The sequence below is a fragment of the Nocardia sp. NPDC059154 genome, from assembly GCF_042755705.1.
Taxonomy (GTDB): Bacteria; Actinomycetota; Actinomycetes; order Mycobacteriales; family Mycobacteriaceae; genus Nocardia.
In genome coordinates this window covers 1-13392 of sequence record NZ_JBHZCS010000096.1, presented here as the reverse complement: position 1 = coordinate 13392, position 13392 = coordinate 1, and the positions used below count along the sequence as shown (strand labels likewise).

Genomic DNA, 13392 nt, shown 5'->3' with positions numbered 1-13392 from the left:
TGGCCTATTTCACCCATTCTTTACCGTCTAGCCGTGCCGTCGCTGAAAAACTGTTCACGGCCGCCGTCTGGAAGGGGACACCGTTATTGTCGATCACGGTCGTGTAGGACTTTCCCATGTGGGACCAGTCGAGAGCCAGGCGCCACCGAGAAATGCAATCGCAGGCATTCTTAGACTCCAGAACAGCCTTCACATCAAATTCTTCAATATCCGAGTTGCTTACCGTGAACGCGAATGTCATGCCGTTGTTGTATACTATCTTCGGCGGCGTGGGATCGAGATTAATCTGGAAATTTCTCACATCCGTAGTGCCGCCACACGCTTGATCCGACACAAGCTGTTTCGCCGTTGCCGGAGTACGATCGACGTCGATGACCCGCATTCCGTGAATGTTCACAGCATCTACTGAAGCGCCCTGCAACGAAATCTTGAACCAGGTGGCGAACATGTCGACGCCGCCCGCTTCCTGTGCCCATGTCTCATTGAGAATCCCGGAAACCGGAGGGCTGATCAGGTTTAGCGGTTTGTCGAACATCCAGAGATTCCCGCACCCCGGGTTGCCATTGCTGACACCACCTCTGGCATAGGCAACGCTCACCGTTAGGGGCTCGGCCGACGCCGAATGCCGCAACATCGGCCAGACCACCGAGTAGGCGAGCAATCCAACGACGGCGATGACCGGAAATATCAGGAGCCAGATGATATTGCCGAGATTGATCGAGATATTGTGTAGATCGCGCCCGGCTTGAAACGTTCGACCGTTCTCCGACGCCGCCGCCTTTTGGTTCAGTGGCGCCTCCGACGCGCGTCCGGTCCGATCATTCTGGAGGTTATCGTTCGCCAATGCCGCGACCGATATTATGCATGTCACGTCCCGCTTGGAATATCATGGCGTTGTCCGACGCCGTGGCATGCTGAACGATCTCCTGCACTGTTGTCTGCTCGACGGTGGGCAGCAGTGGCAGGAGTTGGTCGTCGAGGACTCGACGAATTTCAGCGCTCAAGTTGGGGTCGTCGTTTAGCAATCGATGCAGCCGTCGTTGCCAGTCGACAACCAATTCGTGTTCGGTGGTGTGGTCGCCCGCCTCGCGGGCGAGCAGCAGTTCACCGCGCACTTCTTCGAGTTCTTCCTGGATTGCCGGAACACGCTGTGGGTGGACTCTTCGCCATAGATCCACGGCTGCATCCCGGGCTTGTGTCCATCCATCCGTCGCCATTGCCGTGACGAGAGCCGTTCCAGCTGCGAGCACGAGCGGATCCACGCAAGACCTCCCCTGTGTGGCCGATCGGCACAACCGGCCACGTTGTAGTTGCCCTGACAATAGCCGTAGTTCCGGCCATGGGCCACGCACCTGGGGAGGCTCCTAGTACCCTCCGAAATACCGGCTGGATGGTTTGCATGCGTTGTGTCGCAACGGATCAGGCAAGTGCACGCCAGCCAGAATCGAACGTACTGCGGCTGGTGTTCGATAGCCTGGAGTTTATCGCCACCGAGGCGACGACCGGCTTGTTCACGCTGGCGGGCACCATGATCGGCGGGGGCGGGACGTTCGCGGTCAACTGGCTCACGACGCGGAGCCAGCGGCTCCTGGCCCTCGCGACGCGAGACCACTATCTGCTGGATCGGGCAGTACGTAGAGCACCGCGGGTACCTGCTCCGATTGGACCGGCTGATGGAGGCCGGGAGGATGTTCGTGGATGCGGTCACGAGCAGTCAATCACTAGAAGTGTTGAGCAGCAGGCGTACTGAGCACATCGATCTATGCACGAAGTACGCCGAAGGACGTGGCAGTCCCGAGTTGGCCGGACCGGTCGAACTACTTGACCCGCTGTCCGACCTGTGTCAGGCCGTCGACGCGTACTCGTCCACGTTGGACGAATGGTGGCACCTTATGTCGGATGCCGGTCAGACAAATCTCGACTAACACCAGACTTCCTCAAAGCTCCGTAACGTGGTCGGAGACAAGCGACGACGCTACCAACAGCTCGCGATCCAGGTTCTTGGTTAGCCGCACGCTCCAGTACGAAACGGTCCGATCCTCTGCGGCCTGTACGGTGAACCTTTCCTGACCTGAGCCCCCGATCTGAGCGCACACCCGCAAGGAGGGCCGCGTTGCCTGGCATGTTTTCCCCGGAAATGCTTGCCTCGCAGTCCAATTCGGCGGATCATGATGCGGTGACCGGGGGTTCGGATGCGGAGGGCGGCGAGGAGCTCGCCGATTACGATTTGCTCGCTGAGATTGATGCCGAAATGGACTTCCGGGCCGCTCACGCGACGATCCAGAACTATGACATCGCGTTGGCCCAGCGGATCGACGCGTTCCAAATCCTGGGTTCCTTATCCGCACAAGCGGTCCACGTGGCCCGTCCTCTCGCTCCTGTCGGCGTCACCCCAGAGAAGCACGCTTCTCTGGGGGCGCGGGTAGATCCTGATTGGCTTCAGTACACCTCACACACTCACGGGCGGATCCAGGGAAATTTTCATTCGCTGACGAATGCGTTCAAGTGGATCGGCAACGCCTACAGGCTCACACGCTCACTGCAATTGGCGGCAAACCACGTCTTGCCGAACGCGGCCCAGAGAATTAGGGAGGCAGAGCAGACGATCTTCAACGCGCAATCGTACTCAGATTTCTGGACAGCTGAGCAGAAGGTGACCGGAGAGGTCCTTCTGACGCCAGGGGGCCGCTGCGTCTTCTGCACAGTGTGGGTGATGCTGAACGAGGTGTCGGAGAAGTTCCGGAAGGCGATACAGCCGCCGACCTTCCTCTACGTCCCCGCGTTCATCGAGCCTCCACGCCACGGTCGGATCAAGAAAGGATTCCTCGCCCGGCTCATCGAGGCTGATCTCGCCGAAAACATCGACCTCGCAACCGATTACTACGTCGCGATCCATTGCGGCAGCGAGCACGACAAGCCGCTCCAGCCCTGGTTCGGGGAAATCATCAAATGCCTGAAAAGGCTCGCGCCCGAGGACGTCGCGCACGGGTTCGAAAAGTTGACAGCGACAGTCCATCACGCCGACCGGCAGGTTGTGTGCGATACGGACGTCGTCAAAGCCTATACAGTCCTCTGCCTCAACTACTTAAGGAAAGTGCAGGAACGAATGAGTGACTATGCAGAAGCGTCCGGGCAGGGCCGGAAAGACCCGACCTACGCGTTCACCTTCCACAACAGCACGCTCAACAACAGTCCGGTCGGGTCGAGGGTGGAAAGCATCTCTTACTCGATATCGAACGTTGTGAACCAAGGCAACCAAGACCTCGGAGATGCCCTCGACGCGGTCAAGGAAGCGATCCTCGCCGACGACCTCGGCGAGGAGGAGCGCCGCGGACTACTCGAAATCGTCGAATACGTGGCACAGGCAGCGGAAGCGTCGCCGGAGAGTCGGAAGCCGGGGATGATCCGCTCCGCCTTGGCGGCACTCGCGGCCGCGGCCGCGGCCGGCACACAATTGAATCAGGCACTTGAGTCATGGGGCGTTGTCCTCAGCGGCATTCTCCGGTAGCCCGCATGGCCGACACCTGCACATATAGGTCCAGGAAGCGCCGTTAGAGACGATTTGGCGTCGACGCTATCGCCCAGCTCACCAACGGGTAACAGCAGACAGGCCGGTGACTACCGGGTCTGATCTGGTCAAGCTTTGGTGCGCAGTAACCGGATTGAATCCGTGCCGCGCGGATCGATCAGCTTGAGGTAGGCGCAGACCGTGCGCACACGCTGCGGGCGCCTGACCGATTACGCGGACGGGACTGCCCCGAGTTCGGCTGACTCGCTGACCCGCCCCAGGGTTTGGTTACCCGTTTCGATGTGAAGATCGGCACCAACTGAGAGGCTCTGATCCCATGCCCTGACCGTATCCGCCGGAGTTCCACCTGCGCGCCGTCGCGCTCGTGCGGGCCGGAAAACCGATCACCACCGCCGCGACCGAGTTGGGGATCAGCGCCGCGGCCCTGCACAGCTGGGTCCGCCAGGACCAGATCGACCGAGGGGAACGCCCCGGCATCAGCACCGTCGAGAATGCGGCCCTGGCGAAGGCCAACAAACGCATCCACCAACTCGAAGCCGAGGTCGAAATCCTTCGCAAGGCGGCCGGGCTGCTCGGGGAAATATGGCCTGCCCCAAAAGGATTCACCGGTGATCGATGTTCTCGTCGATACCGGGCACCCGGCCAAGGCTCGCGAAGCTGACCCGCGGCATGGGCATCGTGGTCAGCGAAAACCTCGTCGCCGAACTGATGAGCCGGGCCGGTATCGCCGGACTGTCCGGGCCGGCCAAGGTCAAACGCTTACGCGGCATCGCGACCGCCGACGATCTCGTGCACCGCAAGTTCCATCAACTCACACCAAATGAGTTGTGGGTCACCGGCATTACGGAACATCCCACGCGGGAAGGGAAGGTCTACTGCTGCGCGGTGATGGACACCTTCAGTCGCAAGATCGTCAGCTGGTCGATCGACAACTGTCAGGACTCGACTGTGGTAGTGAACGCTCTCGACACGGCCATCAGGAACCGAAAGCCGTTGCCGGGCAGTATTGTTCACGCCGATCACGGCGTCCAGTTCACCTCCTGGGCGTTCACCAACAAGATCCGCACCGCCGGACTGATGCCGTCGGCGACGGCTACGACAACGCGATGATGGAATCGTTCTGGTTGAGCATGCAGATCGAGCTGCTCAACCGGAAGAAGTGGCGAACACGAGTCGATCTGGCGAACGCGATCTTCGACTACATCGAGATCTTCTACAACCGGCAACGGCGCCACTCCCAGCTCGACTATGTGTCGCCGACCGAGCACGAGTTGCGCCACGAACGCCAGTCCGCCACCGCCCGAGATTCACATCCAGACAGGTAACTAATCCTGGGGCAGGTCAAGGAATCAACCAAACCGGGGGCAGACCCGGTAGTGAACGCAGCCGCGTTTGCGCATCCCGCGGTGGAGCATTCCTGCGTCTTGTACACTACCTGCACCTCACTGTCCCCGACGGTTGAAGTTCCGTCCGTGCCGCCAGTCCGTCAGATTGCTGAACCGCGGCCAGCGAAACCGACATTCAGATTCCTACCATGCGGAACTACCGTGAACGGTGCCGACTTTCAATAGCTCTCTGCCAGTACTGCTTTCGACGTTCCCGAACATCGTCGGTTACTGATGCTTCTCGTCCGGGCGGGTCCGGCAAGACCCTGTTGAGCCAAGCCTCGCTGGATCCGATCTCAGCGAAATCCCTACGTGCATGGTCGTTTTCATCGGCATCCCTACGCACGTGTTGAAAGCGTAGATGGAGACGCCCCCGCTCATCGCCGGTATGTGCAAGAGTGTAGCTGCATTCCCGATCCCAAAGGGCATCGTGGTCGCACATGCAGAAGTGATGCCGTACAGCGAGGGGCAGACCCCACTGGCGATCGGTCAGGCGGGCGATGAAGGCATCATGCTCGACGGGCACGTCACGTCGAGTGGCCGATTCGAAGATCCATTCGCCCCCGGTCTGGCGATCTGGGTTCGTCCAGAATCTGGTGCGGTAAGCCGAACTCACCGTATGGAAGAGGGCAACCCGACGAAGAAGCCCACTTCCGAGCCAGGCGAGATCGTGTGCGCTACTCGTCACACCTGGGACATCTCGTTCGAATTCGCGTTCAGCCGCGGTCAGAGAGCCTGACGCCCACAGGGGTGTCTCACCCGAGAGATCCAGCGTCCTATGAAACTCCGCTATGTCTGCCCTCCACTGGGTTCCGGGGGCTCCGCGAAAGGTCATGCGGCTGGTGGTTCCGACGAGCGACACGATCAGATCACCGCCGCTAGCAGACACAACCCGCAAGCGCGGGATCCCCGAGAGTTCCCCATCCGGCCGGACATGTGGGAGCAACATCCCAACGAGGGTTTGGCTGAACGGAAAGATCGTGCCGGGCAACCATTCTGGCGGCCTCCGAATCGGGTGCATTTCGGCGTGGCTATCGAGCCAGACTGCCAGCGAGCCATCGGACGCCAAGCGCAGCCTTGCGATTCCGACCGGATGCGCCAACCACTCTCCGTAGCCGCCGAAGGTCCGCAAGACCTCGGACTCCAGAAACTCCTGATCTTTGGTGGCCGCCATGGGAATCGGCACCACGTTGTCGAAAACAGTGCGGCCCTTCAAATCACTGTAGGGCTCACCCGTGTAGAGAGCCCGCGTGCGAACTCGCCGCGCAAGACGTCCCCCATGGACCATGGCATCGACCATCCCGAACGCCGCTGCCCGAAACGCCCGAATCGTGATCGGCGCGCCCAATCGGTGGGCACGAAGTGGTCAGCGGTCGGGTGTGGCGGAGCTAGGGCTCCTCTATCCCACCAGTGACACCGCCAAGGCTGGGGCAGCGCGGTGTCGGGAGTGGCCGCCATCCGGCCGAGCGCAATCCTGCCAACGGCGCCACGGTCGGACAAGCACCTCCGAAGTCACGCGTGTCGCCAGCACAGCCGATGGTTAGCCCTCAGCTGACCATCGCGTAGCCAAGGCCGACTGCCCTGGCTACGGAGTTGCATCGGAATTGCTCAAGGCAAATGTCGCACCTAACCTCAGGCTCCGGGTGCGTGCACCGCGACCAGATCTGCAAACCTGACCTCGTCGAGGGCGGTGACAGGCAGGACCCCAGCCTGCAGACCGAAGACCCGAAGATCGTCCGCCAGAGCAGCGCGGATGTAGCCAAATGTGTAGTCAATCCCATAGTCGCGGAGGAACTCTCGTACTTCCTCGATCTCGGGCATCTCCTGGTCGTTTGCGAAGATGAATCGGGTAACTACTTCGAAGGTCGCATCGATCGAGTCATTCCGGAGTGCGAGACGTCCGCGGATGTCAAGGATAGGCGCGTCGTTCACCCGTGCATCTCGTCCCAGACTCGGTTTGACTGATGCCTCGTAGATGTCCTGTACCGCGTCGTCGCTGTCTTGGCTCTCCACCCTTTGTACGGCGCGACACATCCAGATCACATCACCACCGGTCGCCCGCTTGGCCAGCACCATTACACGACCTTTACTTGCATCGACAGGCCCCAAAGCGAGCTGGACCCACCCGACCTCGTTGACTCATCACGAGGCACCGAGGCGAGCAACTGACCCACAACCACGTTCTGTCCGGCTCCGGCCTGGTCCTGCTCCAAGGTGCGTGTTTCGACACGAAAGACGCCCCTCACAGCCTTGGCGTAGCGCCTGATGGTGGACAGAGTGGGGTTGGTGCCACCGCTTTCGAATCTGGATACCTGCGATGGATCGACACCCATAGCATCGGCTACCTCGGTCACAGTCATCCCGCGCTGGATCCTGATTGCCCGCAAGCCAAGGATCAGATTCAACTGCTCCTCAGCGACGATGAGACCGACGCGATCACGATCAGTCGGGTTCTCGATGCCTGGGAACATCTCCATGTGCGTCATCTCCTTCCCCGCTGGACACAGGATGCCTCATTCCTAGCACCTTCGCGTGCTTTATAACGCAAACGGTATCAAGCCGAGTTCCAGCGTCGCCAACGCGCACGAACGTTCTCGCACCTCGTGACCCCTGAGTCCATCGCGTCGTGTATGTCCTTGGTCTGGTCGGTGCTAGCCCAGTCGCTCGACTCGCTCACAGGCTTCACCCCTATCCCGCTGCCAATGATCAGATCTGTCGGCTTGTCCCAGCCCGGGCGCTGCTCGATGAAGTACAGCCGATACATCGTGCGCTCGTCCTCAGACATGGCGTACAGTTCGCCGGCCCAGGGCATTGGCCGCTCGGCATCGAACTTTAGATCCGGGAGCTGCTCGACGCGCTCACCGACAGGGCAACGATGGGTCGGGTAGCCCTTCCGATCAGGGTTTTCGTTGTTGGTTGTCGCGGGGAAGCCATGGGTGAACGCACGGCGAGCCTTCGCCTCAAGCAACTCCGCAGCCTCGGGGTCCTTTGCGCGAAGCTCAGCGAAGTGGTCAGTGCACTCGGATGAGTATGTCCACGCACAACCTGGAGTATGGATGCGCGACATGTAGACAGCTGGCGCTGACTGCCCCACCATTCCCCACCCTCTTCGCGAAGCATCAACCTGGGATACCGATCATGCCGCATTTGCCGCTAGCAGGTGATCGGATCCAGCCCTGGAGATAAATCACCCCTGTCGGCGCGCCACACCGCAGCAGATGGCTGGGGACAGCGCTCGCCGACAGTTGCACTCTCGGCAAGCAGTCGGCCAGCGCTCGTTCAGATACCCAGCCCCCTAGGCAGCTGACGGTTTCGCCAATAGGTACGAGACGTTCTGCTGCGACATGCCGGACAACCCAGCCAGCCGAGTCTGCGTGTAATAGTCCGGGTCGACGGCCCGCAGCCGCAGGAGAAGTTGCAGCCGTGCGTCCTTCGCCTTCTCGCCAGCTTCGATAACTCGACCGTACTCGAGGAAGTGCTTCCGGATCAATACATCACGCTCCGCGTCATTCATGGCGCATCGACCGTCCGTACAAGCAGCTGGTAGACGCCGCTTCCTGCCCGATAACAAGCAAAACCCATGCGGTAGCCGCCCGTTTGCTCAACGCCGAAACTCGTCGGCGTGTCGCAACCACGACACACCGAAGCCCGACATTCGGCGCTAGCGGCACAACCCGGGACAGGGACTCGAACCTTTCCAACTCATTACCAACTTCTGAGCGCAGACACCGCGGGACGGGCAGGGATGACGAGGGACATGCACAACCATTGAAATACACTCTGCACCAGCGAATTTCGCTCCCCTGCGGGACACCGAAGGGCATCCGGGGACCCTCAGAAATCCTGCGATCTTGTGCCTGGGTGTCGCGGGTTCGAGTCCCGTCAGCCACCCCGACGCGAGGCCCCGATCCCCACCGGATCGGGGCCTCGCCGCATTCCACCCGAATTCCGCTGCACCCTAATTCGATCCGCCCCGTCGGCGCCCGACGAGGGGTTGAGCGCCGACCCATGTGGGGACGCGCCGGGGATTCGAATCCGCCTCACATGAATCGGATGATCGACAGCGTGCCCGCGATGATGCAGTAGGCCGCGAACGGGAGGAGGGTGCGGGTGCGGAAGTAGCGCTCCAGGTAGCGCACCGCCAGCCACGAGCAGGTTCCGGAGACGAAGGCGCCGAGGAGTACCGGGCCGCGGATGGCGGCGATCCTCGGTTCGGCGAGCTCCGGCAGCTCGACCAGGCCGGCGCCCAGAATCGTCGGAGTGGCGAGCAGGAAGGCGAATTTGGCGGCGTGCTCGTTTTCCAGACCGCGCCACAGGCCACCGACCATGGTGAGTCCCGCGCGGCTGAAGCCGGTCAGCAGTGCGCCGGCTTGGGCGAATCCGACACCGATGGCGTCCAGGGGGCTCAGGGCGGCCAGCGGGCGGTCGGTCTGACGGGGGTGCTTCGGTCCGGCGGGGTGAACGGACCGGTGGGCCTCACGGCGGCCGAACCGGCGACCGTATTCCGCCAATGTCGGTTCGTTGCGCCTGCGCAATCCCTCGCCGATGACGAGCACGACACCGTTCAAGGTCAGGAAGACACTGGTGTCGACGGGCGTGGTGAACAGCGCGTGCAGCGGACGATCCAGGAAAGGGCCCAGGACCGCGACGGGAAGAGTGGCGAGAACGATCAGCCAGGCGAGTCGCTGCGGAACGGTTTCCGCACGCCGGGTTCGCAACGTGGCCAGGAAACCGGCGATGATGGCCAGCCAGTCACGCCAGTAGTAGCCGAGCAACGCGATCGCCGTGGCCACGTGCAACGCCACCACGAAGGCCAGATAGGTCGCGCCCCGGCCGGATCTTCCTACTGTCACCTGCTTCCAGCTACCACCGACCCAATCCGCGACCAGGACCGAGTGCCCCAGGCTCGAGATCGGGAACAGTTCGGTGACACCCTGTACGGCGCCGATGACAGCGGCTTGCAAGTAGGTGATCATCGGCTCGAGTTTCGCACGGGTGTTTCGCCGCAACCCTGAGACCCCAATCGATGGGCAAATTGTCCGAATTCACCACTCCGCCAATCACTTACGAGGCTCGAGCACCGGACACCGCACGCATCATTCGGCCTGTTCACACGGCTGCCACGAGGCGAAAAGCAGTATGAGGACACCAGATTCGCTGCCAGAAACCCGAATCAGGCGTCGACTGAGTGAATTTCGGGTCATCCCGCCCTGTGAGCCGGAGTAGCCACCCGGCGAGTCCGACAGTCCACCAACCACTTGCTTGCCGAGAAAGTGAAAAGACGATATTTTGCTTTATCTGTCAGACGCTGTGACCTGCGTCATGGTCGACACCCTATGCGGGCTGGCCGTGGCCCGATGAGGATTTGCATTGACCAGTTCCTGGACTACAGGCCGGGCCGTGCTCCGGCTCCGGCTGGGCGCCGCTGTCGGCGTGCTCGCCGCGGCCGTGTCGGTGAGCACGGCCGACGCCGAACCCGCACCGGCACCGGGCCGCGCGCTCGTCGTGCTCGGTGACTCGTACACCGCGAACCCACCGTGCGATGCGGTGCTGGTGAAGTGCGCGGATGAGAACAGCACCGGTCTGCAGGCCTGTTTACACGGCCCCACCTCGTGGCCCGTTCAACTGAGTGGGCTGATGGGCATCGCCGCCGAGGACTTCGAGAACAACTCGTGCTCCAGCGCGACCATCGATACCGGTCCGGTGACATCGACCGGGGAGAAGGTTCCCGGCCGGGACGGATACACCCTGACGCAGGAGGCGCTCGAAGCCGCTCGGGACGGGTCGTTCGGGCCGCAGACCCAGGTGGTGGCGATCCAGCTGGGTTTCAACGACGCGTGGCCGAAGGATGACGCGATCACCGCCGACGCGACCAGGGTGTTCACCTGTGTGTTCAACGTCGTCGAGGGCTGCGACGAGAACGCGGTGGCCGAGGGCCGGTGGCCGGCGCTCGATGCGATCACCGGAACGGCCTATGCCGACCGCATTCGCAAAGTCGTCGACTACGTGAAGTACTACGCGCCGAACGCGAGGATCGAACTGGTCGGCTATCCCGAGGTGGCGCCGGAGAACGCCTCGGAGTGGTGCTTCGACTTCCTCGGCCTCGTCCGCTGGGTACAGCCGCGGGCTCGCGCCATGGTCGAGTTCTGGAACCGGCTCCAGGATGCGCAACGCGACGCGGCCGGGATGCTCCAGATCGACTTCGTCGACGTCAAGCAGGCGACCGCGGGTCACGGATTGTGTTCTGCCGATCCGTGGTTCAACGGCTTCCTCGATCCGCAGATCAACCTGGCCGGCTTGCCGTTCCATCCCTCACCCCGCGGGGACGCCGTCGTGGCCGCCACCGTCTACAGCCACGTCGCGCACTGACACGGCCTCACCCTGCCAGCCGGTCGAGTACCGCCGTGGCGCATCCATCGGAGAAGCAATGACGCTCACGTACACCCCAGAATCCGAATCGACCTCGGCACCACCCGAATTCGCGTGGCGGGGCGTCCTGCTGGTCTCGGGGTTGATCGCGCTCGTCTGGTCCGTCTCCGCGGCACGGTTCCAGCTCGCCGGTGACGAGCTGTACTACCTCGCGTGTGGCCGGCGACTGGCGGTCGATTACGTCGACAACGGACCGGTGATACCGCTGATCGCGCGGGCAGCCGACGTGATCGCCCCCGGATCGGTTCTCGCGCTGCGGATCCCGGGGTTGCTGCTGCTGATCGCGGTGTCCGTCCTCGCGGCGGCGGTGGCCCGCGAATGCGGTGCGCGGCCGCGCTACCAGATGCTCGCCGCGGCGGGGTACGCCGTCTCACCGTTCGTCGTCGCCTACACCGTGCTGGACAGCGTCGCATTCGACGTGGCGTTCCAGGCGTTGATCATCTGGCTGCTGGTTCGCTGGGTACGCACCCGCCAGGACCCCTTGCTCATCGCCGCGGGTGTGGCGGCGGCGATCGACGTGCAGGACAAATGGCTGGTGCTGATGCTGGGGGCCTGTGTCGCCCTCGGCGTTCTCGCCGTCGGCCCCCGCGAGGTCTTGCGCCGCCCCGCACTGTGGGCAGGGCTGTCGATCTTCGCGGCCGCCATGACGCCCGCCCTGCTGTGGCAGGCCTCCCATCATTGGCCACAGCTGGCGACCAACAGCGCCATCGCCCAGGAAACGGCGGGGAGCGACGGCGGACAGCTGGGGACGGTCGTGGCGATCATGGTGGTCACCGGATTCCTCGGCGGTGGGCTGGGCGTGCTGGGCCTGTACGGCCTGGCTCGGGAGCCGAAGCTGCGGCCGTATCGGTTCGTGCTGATCGCCGCCTTGCTGATGGTGGTTCTGGTCGTTGTCGGGCACGGCCGGTCCTATTACGTCGCCGGGATCGTTCCCGCGATCTTCGGCGCGGGCGCGTCGATTCTGTCCGGCTTCCTGGACGTCGCGGGTACTCGCGCCCTGCTGCTGCGGCGGTTGTTCACCGGCCTCACCGTCCTCTCGGCGGTACTGACCGCCTGCTTGGCGCTGCTCCCCTACCCCAAGAGCTGGATCGACGTGCCGGACACCGGCTACTGGGGCTTTCTGCAGCACTACGGCAACGACAACTGGGAGGACCTTGCCGACGCGGTGCACAAGGTGGCGATCGGCCTGCCGGCCGAGGAACAGACCGGTGCCGTCGTCGTCACCGAGGCCTACAACGAGGCCGGGGCGCTCGACCATTACGGTCGGTCGGAATGGATTCCGCCGGTCTACAGTCCCAATCGTGGCTTCGCCGAATGGGGCCCGCCGCCGGACTCGGCCACGACCGTCATGTACGTCGGCTACAACGACGGACCGGAGCTGCGGGCCTTCCTGGCCAATTTCGCCCACACCACACCGGCTTTGCAGATGGACAACCCGCTCGGCATCGCCGGACAGAATCACCACGTGACCGTGTGGATCTGCCGCGAGCCCCTGGTTCCCATGTCCGTCGCCTGGCCGAAGTTGACCTATATGGTTGTCCCACCGGCCTCTTGAGCGAGAGTGCCGACGTCATCGAGGATTTGCATTGATCAGTTTCAGGACCAGCGGCGGGGCCGTGCTTCCACTCAGGCTGGCCGCCGCCGTCGCCGTTCTCGCCGCGGCCGGCTCGATAGGCACCGCCGCCGCCGCCGACGAACCGGCTCCGGTCGAGGGCAAAACGCTTGTGGTCATGGGTGATTCGTTCGCCGCGAACCCACCGTGCGATGGGGTCCTGGTGAAATGCGACGGCAACAACGACGTCGCGGCACACGAATGCCTGCACCGCGACACGTCCTGGCCCGTCCAGCTGAGCACGCTCATGGGCGTCGCCGGAACCTCGGACTTCGAGAACGCCACGTGCACCAACGCGTCGATCGACAGCGGCCCCGTGACCTCGAGCGGGCAGCAGGTTCCGGGCCGCGACGGCTACACCCTGGCGCAGCTGGCGATCAAGGCCGCCAAGAACGGGGCGTTCGGGCCCCGCACCCAGGTGGTGGCGATCCAGCTGG

Annotated in this window: 12 protein-coding genes and 1 pseudogene; 6 read left to right on the top strand and 7 right to left on the bottom strand. The window is 62.9% G+C overall.

Going from position 1 to position 13392, the window contains the following annotated elements:
- Positions 1–4: 4 nt before the first annotated feature.
- Positions 5–844, bottom strand: coding sequence for a hypothetical protein (locus ACFXN1_RS46180; protein WP_379436916.1), 840 nt, complete (start codon positions 842–844; stop codon positions 5–7).
- Positions 831–1262 carry a hypothetical protein gene (locus ACFXN1_RS46175; RefSeq protein ID WP_379436915.1) on the bottom strand — a complete coding sequence of 144 codons (432 nt, stop codon included), beginning with the start codon at positions 1260–1262 and terminating at the stop codon, positions 831–833. Before ACFXN1_RS46175 ends, ACFXN1_RS46180 begins: the two co-directional genes overlap by 14 nt.
- 851 nt (positions 1263–2113) lie before the next feature.
- On the opposite strand from ACFXN1_RS46175, the gene ACFXN1_RS46170 reads away from it, so the two are divergent.
- From ACFXN1_RS46170 to ACFXN1_RS46160, 3 genes and pseudogenes are all read left to right on the top strand, one after another.
- Positions 2114–3508, top strand: a complete 1395-nt coding sequence (locus ACFXN1_RS46170; protein ID WP_379436913.1) for a hypothetical protein — start codon at positions 2114–2116, stop codon at positions 3506–3508.
- 367 nt (positions 3509–3875) lie between these two features.
- Positions 3876–4854, top strand: a pseudogene (locus ACFXN1_RS46165) (IS3 family transposase).
- 421 nt (positions 4855–5275) lie between these two features.
- Positions 5276–5653 (top strand): hypothetical protein, encoded by a 378-nt coding sequence (locus ACFXN1_RS46160; protein ID WP_379436912.1) that lies wholly within the window; start codon positions 5276–5278, stop codon positions 5651–5653.
- 893 nt (positions 5654–6546) lie between these two features.
- Here the strand turns inward: ACFXN1_RS46160 and ACFXN1_RS46155 are convergent.
- The 5 genes from ACFXN1_RS46155 to ACFXN1_RS46135 form a co-directional block, all read right to left on the bottom strand.
- On the bottom strand, positions 6547–6990 hold the full coding sequence (locus ACFXN1_RS46155; RefSeq protein ID WP_379436911.1) for a hypothetical protein: 444 nt from the start codon (positions 6988–6990) through the stop codon (positions 6547–6549).
- On the bottom strand, positions 6990–7400 hold the full coding sequence (locus tag ACFXN1_RS46150; protein ID WP_379436909.1) for a helix-turn-helix domain-containing protein: 411 nt from the start codon (positions 7398–7400) through the stop codon (positions 6990–6992). Before ACFXN1_RS46150 ends, ACFXN1_RS46155 begins: the two co-directional genes overlap by 1 nt.
- A 68-nt stretch (positions 7401–7468) precedes the next feature.
- Positions 7469–7882, bottom strand: coding sequence for a hypothetical protein (locus tag ACFXN1_RS46145; protein WP_379436908.1), 414 nt, complete (start codon positions 7880–7882; stop codon positions 7469–7471).
- A gap of 327 nt (positions 7883–8209) precedes the next feature.
- The gene (locus ACFXN1_RS46140) at positions 8210–8428 is read right to left on the bottom strand and encodes a hypothetical protein (RefSeq protein ID WP_379436907.1); all 219 of its coding nucleotides are present in this window, start codon (positions 8426–8428) and stop codon (positions 8210–8212) included.
- Positions 8429–8954: 526 nt separating this feature from the next.
- The gene (locus tag ACFXN1_RS46135; protein ID WP_379400905.1) at positions 8955–9890 is read right to left on the bottom strand and encodes an undecaprenyl-diphosphate phosphatase; all 936 of its coding nucleotides are present in this window, start codon (positions 9888–9890) and stop codon (positions 8955–8957) included.
- A gap of 394 nt (positions 9891–10284) precedes the next feature.
- On the opposite strand from ACFXN1_RS46135, the gene ACFXN1_RS46130 reads away from it, so the two are divergent.
- From ACFXN1_RS46130 to ACFXN1_RS46120, 3 genes are all read left to right on the top strand, one after another.
- Positions 10285–11283 (top strand): SGNH/GDSL hydrolase family protein, encoded by a 999-nt coding sequence (locus ACFXN1_RS46130; protein ID WP_379436906.1) that lies wholly within the window; start codon positions 10285–10287, stop codon positions 11281–11283.
- Positions 11284–11341: 58 nt separating this feature from the next.
- Positions 11342–12898 carry an ArnT family glycosyltransferase gene (locus ACFXN1_RS46125; RefSeq protein ID WP_379436904.1) on the top strand — a complete coding sequence of 519 codons (1557 nt, stop codon included), beginning with the start codon at positions 11342–11344 and terminating at the stop codon, positions 12896–12898.
- A gap of 31 nt (positions 12899–12929) precedes the next feature.
- On the top strand, positions 12930–13392 hold a 463-nt coding region (locus ACFXN1_RS46120), incomplete at its 3' end, for a hypothetical protein (RefSeq protein ID WP_379463973.1).